Annotated in this window: 16 protein-coding genes; 6 read left to right on the top strand and 10 right to left on the bottom strand. The window is 65.9% G+C overall.

Annotated elements, in window-relative coordinates; translation table 11 throughout:
• The first annotated feature begins 78 nt into the window (after window positions 1–78).
• The 3 genes from BAU07_RS03720 (at window position 79) to BAU07_RS03710 (ending at window position 2972) form a co-directional block, all read left to right on the top strand.
• Window positions 79–1062: a tripartite tricarboxylate transporter substrate binding protein gene (locus tag BAU07_RS03720; protein WP_066654249.1), complete on the top strand. Its 984-nt coding sequence runs from the start codon at window positions 79–81 to the stop codon at window positions 1060–1062.
• A gap of 45 nt (window positions 1063–1107) precedes the next feature.
• Entirely contained in the window at window positions 1108–1875 is a 768-nt protein-coding gene (locus BAU07_RS03715; protein WP_066654247.1) for a maleate cis-trans isomerase family protein, read from the top strand.
• Window positions 1876–1988: 113 nt separating this feature from the next.
• Window positions 1989–2972, top strand: a complete 984-nt coding sequence (locus BAU07_RS03710; RefSeq protein WP_066654245.1) for a Bug family tripartite tricarboxylate transporter substrate binding protein — start codon at window positions 1989–1991, stop codon at window positions 2970–2972.
• Here the strand turns inward: BAU07_RS03710 and BAU07_RS03705 are convergent.
• Complete coding sequence (locus BAU07_RS03705) at window positions 2944–3972, bottom strand: LysR family transcriptional regulator (protein ID WP_232338242.1); 1029 nt, start codon at window positions 3970–3972, stop codon at window positions 2944–2946. The two genes, BAU07_RS03710 and BAU07_RS03705, sit on opposite strands and share 29 nt — an antisense overlap.
• A 152-nt stretch (window positions 3973–4124) precedes the next feature.
• Here BAU07_RS03705 and BAU07_RS03700 point away from each other — a divergent pair, with 152 nt between their 5' ends.
• A complete protein-coding gene (locus BAU07_RS03700) occupies window positions 4125–5327 on the top strand; it encodes a pyridoxal phosphate-dependent aminotransferase (protein ID WP_066654243.1) in 1203 nt (400 codons plus the stop codon).
• Between the two features lie 351 nt (window positions 5328–5678).
• Here the strand turns inward: BAU07_RS03700 and BAU07_RS03695 are convergent, their stop codons facing one another.
• The 9 genes from BAU07_RS03695 to BAU07_RS03655 all read right to left on the bottom strand — a co-directional run bounded on the left by BAU07_RS03695 (window position 5679) and on the right by BAU07_RS03655 (window position 14859).
• The gene (locus tag BAU07_RS03695) at window positions 5679–6290 is read right to left on the bottom strand and encodes an ANTAR domain-containing response regulator (RefSeq protein WP_198168863.1); all 612 of its coding nucleotides are present in this window, start codon (window positions 6288–6290) and stop codon (window positions 5679–5681) included.
• Window positions 6291–6294: 4 nt separating this feature from the next.
• A complete protein-coding gene (locus tag BAU07_RS03690) occupies window positions 6295–7437 on the bottom strand; it encodes a transporter substrate-binding domain-containing protein (RefSeq protein WP_066654241.1) in 1143 nt (380 codons plus the stop codon).
• A 46-nt stretch (window positions 7438–7483) separates the two neighbouring features.
• A complete protein-coding gene (locus BAU07_RS03685) occupies window positions 7484–8185 on the bottom strand; it encodes a branched-chain amino acid ABC transporter ATP-binding protein (RefSeq protein ID WP_066654240.1) in 702 nt (233 codons plus the stop codon).
• The gene (locus BAU07_RS03680) at window positions 8173–9981 is read right to left on the bottom strand and encodes an ABC transporter permease subunit (RefSeq protein ID WP_066654239.1); all 1809 of its coding nucleotides are present in this window, start codon (window positions 9979–9981) and stop codon (window positions 8173–8175) included. Before BAU07_RS03680 ends, BAU07_RS03685 begins: the two co-directional genes overlap by 13 nt.
• Window positions 9982–9985: 4 nt before the next feature.
• On the bottom strand, window positions 9986–10819 hold the full coding sequence (locus BAU07_RS03675; RefSeq protein ID WP_066654238.1) for a branched-chain amino acid ABC transporter permease: 834 nt from the start codon (window positions 10817–10819) through the stop codon (window positions 9986–9988).
• A gap of 43 nt (window positions 10820–10862) precedes the next feature.
• Window positions 10863–12023, bottom strand: a complete 1161-nt coding sequence (locus tag BAU07_RS03670; RefSeq protein WP_084025257.1) for a substrate-binding protein — start codon at window positions 12021–12023, stop codon at window positions 10863–10865.
• Between the two features lie 71 nt (window positions 12024–12094).
• Window positions 12095–12985 (bottom strand): nitrilase family protein, encoded by an 891-nt coding sequence (locus BAU07_RS03665; protein ID WP_066654236.1) that lies wholly within the window; start codon window positions 12983–12985, stop codon window positions 12095–12097.
• Window positions 12986–13213: 228 nt separating this feature from the next.
• The gene (locus BAU07_RS03660; RefSeq protein WP_066654234.1) at window positions 13214–13804 is read right to left on the bottom strand and encodes a DUF4202 domain-containing protein; all 591 of its coding nucleotides are present in this window, start codon (window positions 13802–13804) and stop codon (window positions 13214–13216) included.
• Between the two features lie 59 nt (window positions 13805–13863).
• A complete protein-coding gene (locus BAU07_RS03655) occupies window positions 13864–14859 on the bottom strand; it encodes a LysR family transcriptional regulator (protein ID WP_066654232.1) in 996 nt (331 codons plus the stop codon).
• Window positions 14860–15101: 242 nt separating this feature from the next.
• On the opposite strand from BAU07_RS03655, the gene BAU07_RS03650 reads away from it, so the two are divergent.
• Entirely contained in the window at window positions 15102–17144 is a 2043-nt protein-coding gene (locus tag BAU07_RS03650; protein WP_066664719.1) for a hydantoinase/oxoprolinase family protein, read from the top strand.
• A gap of 32 nt (window positions 17145–17176) precedes the next feature.
• Complete coding sequence (locus BAU07_RS03645) at window positions 17177–18922, top strand: hydantoinase B/oxoprolinase family protein (protein WP_084026016.1); 1746 nt, start codon at window positions 17177–17179, stop codon at window positions 18920–18922.
• Window positions 18923–18929: the final 7 nt, after the last annotated feature.

Genomic DNA, 18929 nt, shown 5'->3' with positions numbered 1-18929 from the left:
AAGGGGAGATGCAAAGCACACTGCCCTTGCCGGCGTCCGGACGTTTCCAGCAACTCCATAACGATCCAAGGGGAAAACATGAATCGGATACTTGGGAGTGTTGTCGTGACGGCCGTTTGCCATGCCTTCGGCATGGCGCCGGCTCATGCCGCGGATGACGCGGCGGCGTACCCGGACAAGCCGATACGCATCGTCGTGCCGTATCCGGCGGGAGGTTCCACCGATGTCCTGGCACGCACCTTGGGACAGAAGGTCGGCGAGACCCTGGGGCAGGCGGTCATCGTGGAGAACAAGGCCGGCGCCAGCGGGGCTATCGGCGCCACCTATGTCATCAACTCGCCTCCCGACGGCTATACGCTGTTCCTTGGAACGTCCACCGCGCTGGCGGTGAACCCGGGGCTGTTTCCCGACCTCTCCTACCGGGTCGACGGCTTCGCACCCATCATCCTGGCCGCGATGTTGCCGAGCATCGTGGCGGTCAACAAGTCCTTTCCCGTGCAGCGCATGACGGATCTCGTGCCCTACCTGAAGGCCCATCCCAACGCGGTCAACTATGCCTCCTCCGGCAACGGGACGCCGGCCCACCTGGGCGCCGAGCTGTTCAAGATAATGACCGGGACCACCATGACGCATGTGCCCTACAAGGGCGGCGCTCCTGCGCTGACCGATCTGGCCGGGGGCCAGACATCGCTGATGTTCGCGATCCTGCCGGAGTCCATGCCGCTGGTGAAGACAGGCAAGCTGCGCGCACTGGCGGTGACGACCGCGGAGCGCCTGCCGGCCTATCCGGACCTGCCCACCGTTGCGGAGTCGGGCGTGCCGGGCTACGAACTGATCGGCTGGTACGGATTCCTCGCGCCGGCGAAGACGCCGCCCGCCATTGTCGCGAAACTGAATCTCGCGTTCGATGACGCCTTGCGGGATACCGTGGTCCGGCAGAAGCTGACGGACATGGGCTTCGAGGTCGCGGGCGGCCAGCCCCCGCGCTTCGCCGAACTGATCGCATCCGAAACCGTGAAATGGAAGAAAGTCATCACCGACGGCAAGATCGTTGCACAGTAGCCGGCGCGGCTTGCCGGTCCCCTTTCCCGTTCACAGGAGAGTCCCATGAATAACCAACTGCGCCGCTTCGGCGTGCTGGCCCCGCCCGGAAATATTGCGCTGGAACGCGAGTTGCCACTGGCGCTGCCCGCCGGCGTGACCATGAACCACAACCGGCTGTCGCGGCCCGGCTCCGATATCAGCGCCGACTCGCTGCTCGCCATGGCGCAATCGATCGAACGTGCCGCTCATGATCTGGCGCAGGCTCATCCCGAAATCATCCTGTACGGCTGCACCAGCGGCAGCTTCCTGGCCGGCCTGGGGCGCGAAGCCGAAGTCGCACAGCGCATCGCGGACCTTACCGGCATAGCCTCGATCACGACCTCCACGGCCGTGGTGGACGCGCTCCGCGCGGTAGGAGCACAACGGGTGTTCATGCTGACGCCGTATCCCAAGGACATCACTTTGCACGAAGTGGATTTCCTGCGGCACTACGGCATTGCGACGGACGGCTGGGACACCTTCGAATGCCCCACCAGCGAGGCAATCCGCGCCGTGTCGTCGGAACGCGTGGCGGACCGCGTGCTGGCCAACCGCCATCGCATCGATCGCTGCGACACCGTCTTCATCAGCTGCACCAACCTGCTGACCATGGACCAGATCGCGGCGCTCGAGCAGGAGCTCGACAAGCCGGTGGTGTCCTCGAACCAGGCATCCCTATGGGCGGTCCTGCGCCACATGGAAGCGGACATGCCGGGTCGGCCCGACCGATTGTTCGCCGCCCGCGGGGCTGTCGACGTGTCGCTGCCGCGGCCAGCCGCCGCCGCGGCCTGAGGCGGGCCACCGGACCATCCTTCCAACATCTTCAAGGGGATACGAGACCGATCACGCCACGATGTGTCGCCGTAGAACACGGGATGGCGTGTGGAAGCGCTCGTACGACAATCATGATCCAGAACATCCGCTTTCTCGCCGCGCTGTGCCTGTGCGCGTCCCTGGCGACCGCCGGGCCTGTGCATGCCGCCGACCCTCGCTACCCCGACCATCCCATCCGTTTTATCGTCCCGTACGCTGCTGGCGGCTCCACCGACGTGCTGGCGCGCATCCTGTCGGAAGCCATGGGGCAAGCCCTGGGACAGAGCGTCGTCGTGTACAACCAACCCGGCGGCGGGGGCGCTATCGGAACGACCGCGGTGGCCCGCTCCCTGCCGGACGGATACACATGGCTGATGGGCACCAACGGGACGCATGCCATCAACACCACGCTGTACGCGTCGCTGAGCTATGACGCCGTAAAGGACTTCCAGCCGGTCAGCCTGGTCGCGACGGTACCGCTGGTGCTGGTCGTGCCCGCCACCTCGCCGGCACGCAGCCTTCAGGACTTGCTGGCGCTCGCGCGCGGACAGAAGGCCGGGCTGAACTTCGGCTCGGCCGGCGTGGGTTCGTCCGGGCACCTGGCGGCCGAAATGCTGAAGATAGAAGGCAAGATCGCCGGATCGCATATTCCCTACAAGGGCGACGGCCCTGCCCTGGTCGACCTGATGGCGGGTCGGGTGGATTTCTCGTTCGCCAACATGCCGGCGGCGGTGAACCAGATCCGGCAAGGAAGCCTGCGCGCGCTGGCCGTCACGACGGCGCAACGCTCGCCGGAGCTACCCGGCGTCCCGACCGTGGCCGAAGCGGGCTACCCGAGCTTGCAGGTGGACCCCTGGTATGGCGTCTTCGTGCCTGCTGGCACGGATGCCGCCCTGGTCCAGAAGCTGAGCGTCGCGTTCGCCAGGGTGCTCAAGGACCCGACGGTCGCTCAACGCGTCATGGGCCTGGGCGCCACACCCGTCGGCACCACACCCGATCAGTTCGCCCGGACCATCCAGGAAGACACGGAAAAGTTCGCCAAGGTCATCAAGACTTCCGGCGCGCAGGCGATGTAGGGCGCTCCGCCGATGTAGGGCGCTCCGCCGTGGGTTGTCGCGCCGTGCGCTTCGCCGGCGTGACGGCGCTTATGGAAACACCCGGCGGCAACCGGGCTTGTCGTATCGAGTTCGCCAGCACGTCCAATATGCGCTGCGAACTGGGCGACAGGGATCGCAGCCGCCGGGTGATCAGGCATATCTGCCGGGTCAGTACCGGCGTCTTCAACTGGCGGAACGCCAGGTCCTTGAATTCCTCCACGTTGGCCGCGAGCGCGGGCACGATCGAAAAGCATCCCCCGCCGCGCAACATGGCGTACAGAGACGTGGTGCTGGATATCTCGTCGTGGCGCCCATCGAAAAGGCGCCATCCGGCGGCTTGTTCGCGCAGGTACGTCCCGATACCGGTGTCTTCCGAGAACGCCACGAAGCCATCGCTGCTCAACGACGCCCAACCGAGGGCCGACTTGCTGCCGGCCAGCGGATGGTCCTTGCGGCATGCGACCCCGTAGCGATCCTCCAGGAGGGGCGTGTAGACCAGGTCCGGGTGGCCCTTGTGGCGGCTCGTGATGGCGAAGTCCACCATGCCGCTATAGACCATCTGTTCGACCTCCTGCGCGCCGGCATCGCGCAGCGAGAAGGTAACGTTCGGATAGGCCTCGCGGAACGTGGAGATGGCCTGGACCAGGAACTGCTCGATGACCGAGGCGGCCGCGGCGATCCGGATATGACCCTGTTGGCTTTGCGAGAAGGCCTGCAGGTCGCTCAACGCGCTGTCGAAGTGATTGAGGATCTTGTCCGCTTCGATCTTGAAGCGCAAGGCCGCGTCGGTCATTGCGACACGGCGCGTCGTGCGATCGAACAGCTTCAGGCCCACGGCTTCCTCGAACTGCTGGATGGTCGCGGTAAGCGAGGACTGCGTGAGGAACAGGCGCGATGACGCGATAGTGAAAGATCCGGAATCGGCCACTTCGACGAAGCAACGCAAGTGGCGCAGCGAGACGGTCCGCAGCAAAGACATGGCAGCCAGTCCGAAGGTCGGGGAGCAGTCGAACATATATCTGCCAAAACGAACAGTCAACAAAAACTATTAAATTGTTCCGAATGACCCGCCCCCCTAGAATTTTCCGTATCGGGCTTGGCACGCCTTCATCGACGGGGAGCGGGAAAATCATGGCAGTACTGGCGCAACGACTGGATCGCATCAAGCCTTCCCCCAGCTCCATGGCCGGGCAGCGTGCGCGCGAGCTGCGTGCCGCGGGCCGTGACATTGTCGGCCTGACGGCGGGCGAGCCCGACTTCGATACGCCAGAGAACGTCACGCAAGCCGTCGTCGAGGCAATGGCTGCGTCCAGGACCAAGTACACCGACGTCGGCGGCACCCCGGAACTGAAGGCCGCGATTCGCGCCAAGTTCCTGCGCGACAACGGCCTCGACTACCGCACCGATGAAATCATCGCAGGCACGGGCGGCAAGCAGGTCATATTCAATGCGCTCATGTGCACGGTGGAACGCGGCCGCGAGGTCATTGTTCCCGCGCCCTATTGGGTCTCGTATCCGGACATCGTGTTGCTCGCGGGGGGAACGCCGGTCACCGTGCAGTGCCCCGCCGACAAGGGCTTCAAGCTGCAGCCCGAGGACCTGGAGCGCGCCATCACGCCACGTACGCGCTGGCTCATCCTGAACGCGCCCAACAACCCCAGCGGCGCGATCTATTCGAAAGCAGAGATGCAAGCCCTGGCCGACGTGTTGGCGCGCCATCCGCATGTGTGGGTGCTCGCCGACGACATGTACGAACACATCATCTACGACGGCCTGCCCTTCGTCACCCCAGCGCAGGTGGATCCGTCGCTCAAGCCGCGCACCTTGACGGTGAACGGTGTATCGAAGGCCTACGCGATGACGGGCTGGCGCATCGGCTACGCGGGCGGACCTGGCGAGCTGATCAAGGCCATGACGAAATTGCAGTCGCAGAGCACGTCCAACCCCTCGTCGATCAGCCAGGCCGCCGCGACGGAGGCATTGGCGGGACCGCAGCACGTCATCGCGGAGCGGCGCGCCATCTTCCAGGCGCGCCGGGATGCCGTCCTTGCGCTGCTGCGATCGATTCCCGGCATCGATTGCCATACGCCGGAAGGTGCGTTTTATCTTTTCCCGTCCTGCGCAGGATTGCTCGGGCGCACGACGCCAGGCGGCAAGCGCCTGATGACGGACGAGGACTTCGTGCTCTATCTGCTGGACGAGGAGAACCTGGCCTTGTTGCAGGGCGCCGCGTATGGCGTGGAAAGCCACTTCCGCATTTCGTTCGCGACATCCATGGCCATGCTGGAAGAGGGTTGCGCGCGCCTGCGGCGGGCTTGCGGAAAACTGGCGTGATAGTGTCGAAGAAAGTCCTGAGGCTGAGAGCGGCAGGAAACGCCAAAACGCGCCGAAAGCGCATCGAGCCGCCGATCATGTGTCCAGAGATCAGTACCCGGGTTGACCAGAACCGAAGCCAGCAATAGCACGTCCACGAGACCGCACCCCAGGCCGTAAAGCCGCTCTCGCTCGATGAAAGCAATGGCTTCGGGCAATGTCGCACGACGCAATGGTTGCAGTAGCTCCAGGTTGGCCAAGGTCTGCGTACGATTGGGGGGTGTGCCGCACGCAATCTCGCCGATCACCATGGGATGCGTTAGTACGGCATCTAACGCAAGCAGATTCGCGAGCGCCCCAGTCGATGAGACATTACCCGCTTCGCCCCAGCCCCAGCTTTTCCATGACCTCCTGCGCCTCGACCACCATGGAGGCCACCTCGGCAACGGTCACCCGCAGGCTGGTCGCACGGGCGCGCATGTGCTCATAGGCCTGGACCTCGTCCATGCCCTGGTGGTCGACCAGAACCTTGATGGCCTTCTCGATCTGGCGCCGGGATTTGATGGTGGCCTCCAACTTCTGGATCTTGGCCTGCTGGCGCTGCTGGAAGCCCTGGGCCGAACGGGCCAGCACCAGCGTGCTCAGCACCCCGGAAGAGCGGAATGGCTTGGTCAAAACACCATGCGCGCTGCTGTCGAGCAACAACTTGAGCGTGGTGGGACTCTCATAGTCGGACAGGGCGATCAGCGTCGCGTCGGTCGCGCTGGCGCACCACAGGCCGTTGCCCGGGATATCCTGGGACAAATGAAAAAAAACCACGTCGGCGCCGCGCGGCGGCTCCTGGCAGTAGGGCCAGAAGACCTGCAGGCGGCAGCCGATGCGTTTCAGCTGCTCGATCAGCAGTTCGCGGTCCTCGCCGGGCGGGTGCACGACCGCGACGCTGATGCTGCGCAGGTCCTCGAACAGGCGGCGTATGCTGCTCATTGCGTCATTTCAGCCAGAACGCTGACAAGCCGAAGGTGGACAGGTAGGGATCCGGCCGGACCGGTCCCGACCCCTGCCACACCACGTCGAACTGGCCGTCCTCGCGGCAAACGCCGATGCGCGGCGTAAGCATGCAGTGATTGTTTTCCGAATCGATGGCGAGCGGCCCTTCGGGCGAATCGTAGCGCACGGAGTGCGCCGTGCGCACCAATCTTGCGGTATCCAGGCTGCCGGTGCGCTCCAGGGCGCGTGCGAACAGGTGGACCTGGTTGTAAGCCGACTCCGACCAGGTGCTGGTGGGCCGGTCGCCATACCGGCTGCGCCACAGCTCGGTGAAGTGGCGGTTGCTCTCGTTGTCCAGCGAGTTGAAATAGGTGGCGGCCGTGATGTGCCCGGCGCAAAGCGAGGGCCCGACCAGGCGGATCTCTTCTTCCGCCATGGAGAGGCTGGCGATCGGGATGCGGCGCGGGTCCAGCCCGCTTTCCGCATACTGCCGGTAGAGCATGCGCGCCGAATCCCCGACGACCGTGGAGAAGACCACTTCCGGCTGGGCAGCCTTGATATCGCGGATGACCTCCGCGACGTCGGCCGGGCCGGCGGTCAACGGCAGGTAGACTTCGTCCAGCACCTCTCCCCCATGCTGCTCGACCATGTCGCGCATCACGCGATTCGATTCGCGCGGGTAGATGTAGTCCGATCCCACCAGGAAGAAACGCGAGCCCTTGTGCAGCAGCAGGTAGGCGGCCAGTTGCATGGCGTTCTGGTTCAGGACCGCGCCCATATAAAGCACGTTCGGCGAGTACTCGAAGCCCTCGTAGAAAGAGCAATACCAGAGCAGGCCGTTGTTGCGCTCCACCACCGGCAGCACGGCCTTGCGGCTGGACGACGTGGAACAGCCGAAGATCACGTTGACGTCATCCTCGGCCATCAGGCGCGTGGCCAGGCGCCGGTACTCCGCCGGATCGCTGGCCGGATCGTAGACGACAGGCGCGAGCTCACGATCGAGCACCCCGCCCCGCGCGTTGATTTCCTCCACCGCCAGCGCGGTGCCCAGGAAATGCTCCGAGCCTGTAATCCGCGTCACGCCAGTGCGCGAAAACAGAATGCCGATACGCCAGTCCGCCGACGAACCCCTGGTCCCCGTCATGTTCCCATTCCTGTCCCACCCGCGCCCCGGGACCTGCCAGCAGGCCCTAGACGCGCAGGTGAGCAAATACCGTTACGGCGGCGCCGTCGTCCCTGGCGTCGCCCTGCTCGACGATCTCGCCCTGCTTGAGAACCGCGAAGCGGTCCGCGACGCGCAGCGCGAAAGCGACATTCTGCTCGATCAACAGCATGGCGGTGCCGTGCTCGCGCCGCTCCCATAGCAGCGCCTGCGCCAGGCGGTCGATGACCGAAGGCTGCAGGCCCTCCGTGATCTCGTCCAGAAGGATAACGGACGGCCGCAGCATCAGCGCCCGCGCGACCAGCAACATTTTCTGCTCGCCGCCGGACAGCGTGCCTGCCGGTTGCCTGAGCCTGTCCCGGAACACCGGGAACACCGGCTCGATCGCCGCGAAGCGGGCCGGAAAGTCCGCCTCGCGCGCCAGGCCCAGCCGCAGGTTGTCGCGTACGCTCAACTCCGTGAAGATGGCCTGCTCCTGCGCGGCGTATGCCACCCGCTTGCGCGCCACCTCGTGCGGCGCGAGCCGCGTGATGTCCTCGCCGTTCAGCGCGACCGTCCCGGCCTGCTTGGGCAGGTAGCCCATGACGGTCTTCAGCAGCGTGCTCTTTCCCATGCCGTTCTTGCCCAGCAGGGCCACGGCTTCTCCTTCGCCGACATCCAGGGAAAGCTCGCGCAGCACGACCGAGGCGCCGTAGCCGCTGGTCACCTTGTCCAGCTTCAAGGCCTGCATGGCGCCTCCTCCGTCTGGCCGGTACCGGCGTAGATGGTTTTGACGAGATCCGATCCGACGACCTCGGCGAAGCTGCCGTCCATCACAATTGCGCCCTGGTGCAACACCACGATGCGCGTGGCGATCTGCTCGACGAAATCCAGGTCATGCTCGACGAGCAGGCAGCACAGGCCATGGCGATGGGCGAGCGAGGCCAGGATCTCGCCTATCCGCGACCGCTCGTGCTTGCTCAATCCGGCGGTGGGCTCGTCCAGCAGGACGACGCGCGGCGCCAGCGCGAGCACCATGGCAAGCTCCAGCGCCTGCTGTTCGCCATGGGACAGGTCATGGGCGACGGCATCCAGCTTGCGGTCCAGGCCCGTGGCATGCACGACTTCCAGCGCGTACGACGGCAGGCGCAACGTGTCCGAGCGCCGCCAGAACGAAGGCCGCTCGTGCAAGGAGCCGGCGATGCGCAGGCTCTCGGCCACGGTCAAGGTGCCGAAGATGTTGGCGTTCTGGAACTTGCGGCCCAGTCCGTCCCGCACGCAGGCCTGCGGCGGCTGGCTACCGATATCGTGTCCGCACAGCAAGATGGTGCCGCCGCTGCGGTCCGTCCCATCGCTCAGGCAGCGCATCAAGGTGGTCTTGCCCGCCCCGTTCGGGCCGATCAGGCCCACCAGCTCGCCGGCGCGCGCGGTCAGCGTGATGCCGCGCAGCACCTGCAGCGAACCGAAGCGGCGGCTGACATCGAGCATTTCAAGGGCGGCCGCCGCATCGTCGCGCCGCGCGGGAAGGTCGCGCGAGGCCAATGCCGGCACGCGGGGCGCCAGACGCCCCAGACCGAACGGCCGCAGCAGCAGCGGCACCAGTCCGTGCGGCAGCAGCAGGATGACCGCGACGAAGGCCACGCCCAGTATCAGTTGCCACGCAAAGGGCATGCTGCCGCTGAGATACGCACTGGCCACATTGATCAACACCGCGCCGATCAAGGGGCCCCACAGCGTCCCACGCCCACCCAGCGCGACCCATATGATGAGTTCGGTACCCAGCACGAAGCCCGTCAACTCCGGCGCCACCACGCCGCTGAAAGCGCCATAGCCGAATCCGGCCAGGCCAGCGACCACGGCCATGACGACAAGCAGCAGGATGCGCGCGCGCGGCACGCGTACGCCCAGGTATTCGCAGCGCGTCTCGTTGTCGCGCATGGCGGTCAGCAGCCGCCCGCCGTCGCTGCGCGTGACGACCCATCCCGCCACGCTCACCGCCGCGAGCGCGATGCCGGCCACCCAGTACCAACCCTCCAGGGACAGGTCGAAGCTTTCGTAGCCGGTCAGGCCCGAACTCGACCCTGTCCATTCGCCGCCCGACAGCACCAGCTGCGTCAGCACGATGGGCAACACCAGCGATATCACGGTGGCAAAGAACGGCGACGCACCGCGATAGAAAGACAGCCAGCCCACGAAGGCGGCCAGTATCGCCGTGCCGGCCACCGCCGCCGCCAATGCCAGTACCACGACCGTGGGCGAGAACCCGTAGTGCGTGAAGGCCAGGCCCGCGGCGTAGGCGCCTACGCCGAAAAACGCCGATTGGCCGAACGTGAGATACCCGGTGTAGCCCCACAGCACATCCACGGTCAGCGCGGCGATGGCGAAGAAATACGCCTTGATCAGGACGTTCAGCAGATAGGTGTCGAAGATGAAGGGCCCGAGCGCCACCAGCGCCAGGCCGCCGACGGCAAGGAAAGCCAGTCCGCGCCCGGTGGCGTGGCGGCGCGGCCGCCCGGCGGCCCCCGCCGTCGCGTCTTGGTGCGTCATGGCCTTAGTCATGGGCAAATCCCTTGGGGCGCACCCGCAGTGTCAGCGCGGCCAGCACGGCGATCGTCAAGCCGCCGAGGACCGGATTCAGGTAAATACTGACCAGCACCTGGCACGCCCCGAAAACCAGGCAGGTCAGCATCAGGCCGGATATGGAGTGGCCCGCCACCATCACAAGCATGAAGGCGCTGACCAGCCAGCCGACGCCCATATTCGGATCGACGCTGGACAGTGGCGTCACCAGCGCGCCGCCCAGCGTACCCAGCCCCGCGCCCAGGCTGAACGTGATGAAACGGATGCGCGCGGCGTTGATGCCCAGGCCGCTGGCCAGGGGTTCGTTCATGATGACCGCGCGCGTCTTGACACCGAACCGCGTGCCGCTCAGCAAGCCGGCCAGCAGTACCCACAGCGCCAGGGCGACCGGGACCAGTACCAGCCGATAGGCGGAGTACTCCGTGCCGGCGACAGTCCAGATGCCGGACACCGGCGCGTCGGCGAACTGCACCTCGCGGCCGAAGGCCAGCACGATCAACTGGCCGATGACGATGCCCAGTCCCCATGTCGCCAGGATGGCATCCAGCGGACGCCGGTAAAGCGGGCGCACGACCACCCACTCCACGATCATCCCGACCACGATGCCGCACAGCACGGCCAGCGGCCATCCCAGCCAGGGGTCCAGGCCCAGCCGGGTCACGATGTAGCTGACGTATCCGCCCAGCGTAATCAGCGCCCCGTGCGCGAAGTTGACGATCTTCATAACGCCGAAGATCACCATCAGCCCGACCGTCACGATGAACAGCATCGCGGCGGTTGTCAGTACGTCCAGCAGTAAAGCCATGTCGGTCTCCGCGCGCGGGCCCCGCAGCCCGCGCCAGCACGCATTACTTGATGTTGGGGCACTGCACGCCGGGATCCACCGCCGTAAAGGTCTGCAGTATCTTCACCGAGCCGTCGGACTGGATCTGGCCGAGGTTCATGTTGAGGGCCGCGTGCCGGCTCTTGTCCATGCGGACCGTCCCGCGCGGGCCATCGTAGGAGACCTGGGCAAGCGCCGGGATCACCTTGTCGGAATCGGTGGTGCCGGCCTTCTCCACCGCCGCCTTGTACAGGAAGAAGGCTTCGTACTGCGGCTCGGACAATTCATTGGGTGTCTTCAGTTCCGCGCCGAATTTCTTGCGCATCGCGTCCAGGAAACGCTTGTTCTGCGGCGTATCGATGCTGGTCAGGTAGGAAGCGGACAAGTACATGCCCGCGGCGACATCCCCCATGGTCTTGGCCGTGCCTTCGTCGATGGCCAGGTTGCCGTAGGGAATGCCGATACCGGCGGCCTTCAGTTGCTTGGCCAGCGACACGTTGGGCGCCCCGCCGGCCGTGGAGCTGATCAGCGCGTCGGGATGGGCGGAGCGGATCTTCGAGATCACGGCGGTCCAGTCGCTGCCGTCCATGGGCAGGTATTCCTCGCCCACCACCTTGCCGCCCTTCTGCTCGATGTACTTTCGGGTGAAGCCCAGCATGCCGCGGCCGAAGGAGTAATCGCTGCCGACCAGGAAGAAGGTCTTCGCCTTTAGGTGCGCGGTGAAGTAATCCACCACGGGGGCCACCTGCTGCTCCGGTACCCAGCCGTTGACGTACAGCCACCTGCTGCACGACCGGCCTTCGTAGAACGACGTGTAGATGTAGGGCGTCTTGCCGCGCGCCACCACGGGCAGGCCCGCGCTGCGGGCCGCGCTGGTTTCCATGCCGATGATGGCATCGACTTTCTTCTGGAACACCAGGGTGTCGAAGGCCTTCTGCGCGCCGACGGCGCCGGAACCGTCGTCGGCGATTTCCAGCTGCACCTGGCGGCCCAGGATGCCGCCGGCCGCATTGATTTCATCGACGGCGAGCTGCGAGGACTGGACAGCGGCCGGCGCGACGACGCTGTTGGCGCCCGATAGCCCGACGGCGACGCCGATCCGGATGGGGTCGGCCGCGTGGGCAACCGGGGCCAGCATGCCGGCGGTCGCCAGCAGGGAAGCAAGGAAAGCAGCGGTGGTTTTCATCGTCGATCCTGTGAAAGGTAAGGGCTGACCGATGCATGGGCCATCGGCGGGAAACGGGGCGAACGGGGACCCTAGCCTGCCTTCGCGGGTCCCGGTCCGAGAACCACCCGATAGACATCGTCGCGACGGTCGCGCAACACGACGTTGTAGGGATTCAAGTGACGGGCGGCGCGCGAACGCTTCAGGTTGATCGAGGCGTAGAGAATCTGTTCCTGGTCCGGACTGGCGGGCCCGGCCAAGGGCCAGCCCTGCGCGTCCACCACCAGGCTCTGCCCCAGGAACGGCTGGCCCCGCTCGACGCCGACGCGATCGGCGCAGACGATGTTCAGGCCATTGCTGTGGGCGGCCGCCATCGCCAGTGTGTTCGCCATGGTGGGATGGCGCGGGTCCTGCCCCGGCATCGGCACCCAGTTCGTCGGCATGCAGACGATGTCGACGCCCTGCATGGCGAGCAGCCTGTAGACCTCCGGGAACCAGCCGTCGTAGCAGATCGCGACGCCCAGCCGGCCGTGCTCCGTATCGAAAACGGGCAGGCCCAGGTCGCCGGGCTCGAAGAAAAGATTTTCCTCGCCCCACAGGTGCAGCTTGCGATAGGTGCCCAGATAACCGCGCGGCCCGACGACGGCGGCGGCGTTGTACAGGCGGTCCCCGGCGCGCTCGGTGATACCCGCCACGATGTGGATATTCAGGCGTGCGGCGGCCGCCATCCAGGCCTGCGTGGTGGGGCCGTCCGGAACGGCTTCGGCCAACGCGAAGGCCTCGGGCCGGCTGTCGAAGACATAGCCTGTATTGGACAGCTCCGGCAGGACGACGATGACAGCCCCCCGGGCCGCCGCTTCTTCGATCAGCGCCAGCGACCGCGCGACGTTATCGGCCTTGCGGCCGATGCGGCAGTCCATCTGCACAGCCGCCACGACGGTATCCGGAAACACACGCTCGCCGTTGGGATCGGTAGACGACATGGAAACTCCAAAAACAAAAAGCCCTCGACCACGCGGGAAGCGCGATTCGAGGGCTTTCATAGCCGGTGTTTGAAGCAGCAGTCCTGCTGCGTGGCGCGCGACGCTGTTGTCGCACGCTTGTAGCGGATTATCAGGATTGCGGACGCGCCGTGTCAATGCGGCGCGGGTTGGTGGATACCCTAGGACGGCCGTGAGACCGGCGGGGCCTTATCAGCGCACCGCGTACGTCTAGGCGGAAATCTGCGCCAATGCGTCCTTGATGAACACCATGCCCTGCTCCGAATAGGATAGCGACAGCGCCGCGCCACGCCCTGCCGCATCCATCTTCAGCAATGACTTCTTCAGGATATCGACGATCTTGTCGGCGTTGGCCTTATGGAAATCTTCGTACTGGTATTGCAGGAAGACCAGGCATAGGCCGTTCTCCATGACCTGCACGTCCGGATCGCGCTTGATGCCGTTCTTCGAGATGATGGAGCGCACCCTATCGATGACCGGTTCCTCGTATCCCAGGCCGCGCAGGATTTCTCCCGACTTATCGGCATGGTGGTGCATCAAGTCCCGGCGCCAGGCGAGATAGCCCGCACGGCCGTCGGGATAACTGTTGCGCGGAACCTCCCAGCGGCCGATATGCTGGCTGCGGGATGCCAGGACCAACGGCTCGGAGGCATGCGGGCAAAGGCGCAATACCCATTCGTACAAGCGCCGGGCGAAGAAGAGCTCCCGCGGATGCCGCGTGCCCTCCCATTCGAAAACGTGGGGATCCGTGCTGTTATAAGCGTCGAACGCCGCCAACGCCTGATCATGCTTGCTGTTCATCGATCTCGCCTTCGCGTCGCTTTGGTTAAGCTACCGGACTCCAATGTCCGGGTTGTACATCACGGCGTTGCCGCATGAGTACCGCCTTCCGTGGTCGCATTGTCACACGCATCGTTCACCCATCGGCGTTCTCCGCGCGCCTGGCACAGGCGTATGAAGGCCGCGACCACCGGCGTCAGCGGGACGCCGCGCCGTGTGGCGATGCCATAGGGCATGCCCGTGCGCGCGATCCTGATCGGTAGTATGCCTATCAGGCCGCAATCGGCGAAGTAGCGCGCGACGGGCAATGGAAGCATGCCGATGGTGCCTTCCTCCGCGCGCAGCAGCGACAGCGTGGCGAAGGTGGACGACGTCTCGATGGCATAGGCCGGAAAGGGCAGGTTCTCGTCGGCGAACAATTGTTCCAGCAGGGATCGCAAGGGTAGCTGCGCCTGCGGAACGATCCATGGATGCCCGGCGATATCGCGCAGGCGCAACGCCGTACGCCGCGCATAGGAATGCGCCCCATCGATGACGAAGCACATTTCCTCCACTTCCAGCGGAATGAAGTCGTAGGCCTCGGGATGGACGCTGACGCTGGTGCGCCCTATCACTACATCCAGGTTGCGCTGGTCCAGCATAGAAAGCAGGCGCGCGCTATTGTCCTCCCAGACTTCCACCAGGGCGTGGGGCTGCGCCCGCCGCAGCGCGCCCAGCGTGGGCGTCAGCCATGTCGGCACCGAACCCATGACGGCCCCTATGGTGATCGTGCCCCCGCTGCCGCGCGAGATCGCCGTCAACTCGTCGCGCAAGGCGCCGACGCTGGCGCGCAGCGCCCGCGCATGCCGGACCACGCAGCGGCCAAGTTCATTGGCCTCGATGCCGCGCGGCGATCGGTTGAACAGATCGGCGCCGAACATGGACTCGATCTCCTGCAACGCCTTGGTGGTCGCGGGTTGCGACAGCGCAATGTGCTGCGCCGCCTGGCGCAGGGAACCGTAGTCGTCCAGCGCGATCAGCAGCGCGATGTGGCTGCCGCGCAGACGCCGCAGGATGGAATCGGTACTGGTTATCACGGATATAACTCCGGTGATTCACGCGATCGGAACGTTTCATTATCGGGCGCCCTTCCCCGTCACTACACTTTCCCTGTCGATGCCGGTGCGACGTGCAATGCGGCGCACCATCGGCGTCCGTCGCCGGGCGGGCGTCGATCATAGCGCAGCCCCGTCCGCGCCAGAAGCCGCGCTGGCACGATGATCCGGAGCCAGCGATGCTGCGCCGCCAGATCCACGCAGAACCGAAGTGGAGAGACAACGTGAAGAGAATAGGCATCGATGTCGGAGGCACGTTCACCGACGTCGTGATGGTGGATGACGTGACAGGCCGTATCTGGTCGACCAAGGTTCCGACGACACCGCGCGACCGGGTGGTGGGCGCCACGCAGGGCTACCTGCGCATCCTGGAGATCTCCGGCGCCCGCAGCGACGAGGTGGGCTTTCTGGGGCATGGCACCACCATGGCCACCAATATGGTGGTGGAGGCAGCCGGCGCCTTGACCGCCCTGGTCACCACGCGCGGCTTTCGCGACGTCCTGGAACTGCGCCGCGTATCCCGGCACGACCGCGCCGACCTCTATGACCTGATGTTCGACAATCCGCGGCCCCTGGTACAGCGCCGCTGGCGGCTGGAGGTGGACGAACGCATGCGTTTCGACGGCGCCGTCGAAACGCCGCTGGACCTGGAAGGCCTGCGCGCCGTGGCCGGGCGTATCGCCGGCTCCGACGTGGAAGCGGTGGCCGTGTCCTTCCTGCATGCCCACGTCAACCCGGTCCATGAACAGCAGGCGCTGGAGTTGCTGCGATCCCTGCTGCCCGACCGCTTCATCTGCGCATCGCACCAGGTCAACCCGGAAATCATGGAGTATGAGCGCACCAGCTCCACCGTGATCAACGCCATGCTGGGTCCCGTGTGCGGCCGCTACATCAACCGCCTTGAACAGGCGCTGGCCGAGCTGGGCTTCAAGGGGCGCTTCCTGTTCATGCAGTCCAACGGCGGGCTGGCCAGTCCGGCCATGGTGGCGGACCGCCCCATCGTGTTGCTGGAATCCGGGCCGGCGGGCGGCGTCAGCGCCGCCATACGCAGTTGCGAGAAAGGCGGCCTGCGCAACGCTATCCTGGGCGACATGGGCGGCACGACTTTCGACGTTTCGCTTATCCGCGACTTCCGTCCGGAAGTGCGCAACAAAAGCCTGCTCCATACCTATGCCGTACGCAGCCCCAGTATCGACATCGATTCGGTGGGGGCAGGCGGCGGGTCCATCGTCTGGATCGACGCCGGCGGCGGCGTGCGCATCGGGCCGGAAAGCGCGGGAGCGGACCCGGGTCCCGCCTGCTACGGTCGCGGCGGACAACGGCCCACGGTCACGGACTGCAATGTCGTCCTCGGATATATCGACCCCGCGAGCTTCCTTGGCGGCGAATTCAAGCTGGACGCCGAGGCCGCGCACCGCGTCGTGGAAACGCACCTGGCCCGGCCACTGGGCCTGAGCGTGCAGGAAGCGGCGCAGACGGTGCGCTCCGTGGCCAATGCCCTGATGGCGCAGGCCATCCGCATCATGACCGTGGAGCGTGGCTACGATCCGCGCGAATTCGCCTACATCTGCTATGGCGGCGCCGGGCCGGTGCACGCCGTCGACCTGGCGCAGCAAATGGGTATCCGGCGCGTCATCGTGCCGCCGCTGCCGGGACTGTTCAGTGCCTTCGGCATGACGGTGGCCGACCAGCAGTACGACTACCAGCGCCCGCTGGAACGCGGCCTGGACCAACTGAACGACGGCGAACTGTGGCAGGGCTTCCAGGCTTTGCTGGACCAGGGCAGCGCAGAACTGCGCCGCCTGGACGTGGATCCTTCCACGGCGCGCGTATTGCGACTGGCGGATTGCCGCTACGCCGGGCAGCCGGACGTGATTACGGTTCCCGCGCCAACCGGGGAAACCGGCATGCGGGAGGCGCTCGGACGCGAGTTCGAAGCGGCCCACCAGCGCCTGTGGAACTTCACCAGCGCGGACAAGCCCATCGTGGTCGCGAACCTGCGCCTGCAACTGGTGGCCGATACGGGCTGGCGCGGCGGCGTGGTGCCGCCCGCGACGGGCGCGGTGGCCGCGCATGGTTCGCGCCAGGTGTACCAGGACGGCGATACACGCTCGCTGCCCGTGTTCCGCCGGGGCGCCATTCCGGTGGGCGGCCGCGTCGACGGCCCCGCCGTGATCGAGGAGCAGAGCAGTTGCGCCGTGCTGGGCGCCCGCCACAGCGCCGTGGTCGACGAGAACCTGAACCTGGTCATCGAGCTGGCCGCCTAGGCAAGGAAACAAGGAAGACTATGAGCACGAGCATGGACATCGTCACCTACGAAATCATCCGCAACAGCCTGTTCGCCATTGCGCGGGAAATGAAGATCGCCATGATGCGCACGGCGGGCAGCCCGCTCATGCATGCCAGCGGCGATTCCAGCGCGGCGATCTTCGACGCCGACATGCAACTGGTGGCCCAGGGCAACGATATTCCCACCATGCTGGGGTCGGCGGTCATCTCCACACGCGCGTCCGTGGAGGCCATCGGCCGCGACCGCCTCCGTCCCGGCGACGTGATCGTCAGCAACGATGCCTACGTCGGTGGCGGCAATCATCAACCCGACGTACAGTTCACCCGGCCCGTATTCGTCGATGGCGATATCGTGGCATTCGTCATGACGCGCGGGCACTGGACCGACATCGGCGGCCAATCACCAGGCAGCTACACGGTCACCACGTGGGACGTCTTCGCCGAAGGCATACGCATCCCCCCGGTGCTGCTCTATCGCGAGGACAAGGTGGTGCGCGACGTGCTGGAGATCCTGACGCGCAACAGCCGCAACGCCCATGAGCTGCTGCTCGATATCCAGGCCCAGTACGCGGGCACCTATGTCGGCGAGCGGCGGCTGCTGGACCTGATCGCCAAGTATGGCGTCCGCGACCTGGCGGCGGCCATGCGCCAGAGCCTCGACCATTCGGAAAAGCTGATACGCGCGGCCATCGGCCGCATACCGAACGGCGTCTACGAGGCGCAGGAGTATCTCGATCCCATCGAAGCGCCGGGCTGGAAGCAGGAGCGGCCGCTGCTGAAAGTGAAGATCACGGTCGACGACGACCACATGACATTCGACTACACCGGTACCGGCGCGCAAGTGCGTGGCGGCGTCAACTGCCCGCTGTCCGTCACCTGCAATAGCACCTGGTTCACGGTCAAGGCCATAACCGACATCAGCATCCCGATCAACCAGGGCTGCTATCGGCCGGTCACCATCATTGCGCCGCCGGGCAGCGTGCTGAACTGCCAGTATCCGGCGTCGGTGGTGTCCGGCAATACGGAGACCTCGCCGCGCGTGATCGACATGTTGTTGAAGGCGCTCGCCCCCGCCATACCGGACCGCATCGTCGGCCAGAGCAATTGCGCGTCCTGCGCGGGCATTTTCAGCGGCCGCGATACGCACGCGGGCCGCGTGGCGCAGACCGGGCAGGAGTTCGTCACCATGCACGACGTGCATGCCGGCGGCATGGGTGCGCGTCCGGACAAGGATGGCGTCAGCGGCATCCGCGTGTACGTGGGCAACGCCGGCAGCCAGCCGGTCGAAATGATAGAACGCACTTCGCCGCTCACCGTGGAAGCGTGGAGCCTGGTGACGGACAGCGGCGGGGCGGGGCGACAGCGAGGCGGATTGACCTCGCGCCGTGTGTACCGGGTGGAGTACGACGAAGCCACCTTCACGGTGTCCGGCGAGCGCGGCCGTTCCGCCCCGGAGGGCTATTTCGGCGGCATGGCGGGGTCGCCCTTCACCTGCATGGTCCATCGCGCCGACGGGACGCAGGCGCCCATCGCGGCCAAGGGCGGCCAGACCGTCCTGCAGCGCGGCGACCGCGTGGTCGTCAGTCCGGCGGGCAGCGGCGGCTATGGCGATCCGCTGGAACGGCGACGCGAGGACGTGGCGGCCGACGTGGCGGACGGCTATGTGAGCGTCCACGCCGCGCGGACCCTCTATGGCCTGGACCCGCATCCGGCGCAGGCGCAGGCCGATGTTGCGCAGCCCGCCACGGCGGAATAGGAGCGGC

It is taken from the genome of Bordetella flabilis (assembly GCF_001676725.1).
Lineage (GTDB): Bacteria > Pseudomonadota > Gammaproteobacteria > Burkholderiales > Burkholderiaceae_B > Bordetella_C > Bordetella_C flabilis.
This window is presented reverse-complemented; position numbering and strand designations above follow the sequence as displayed.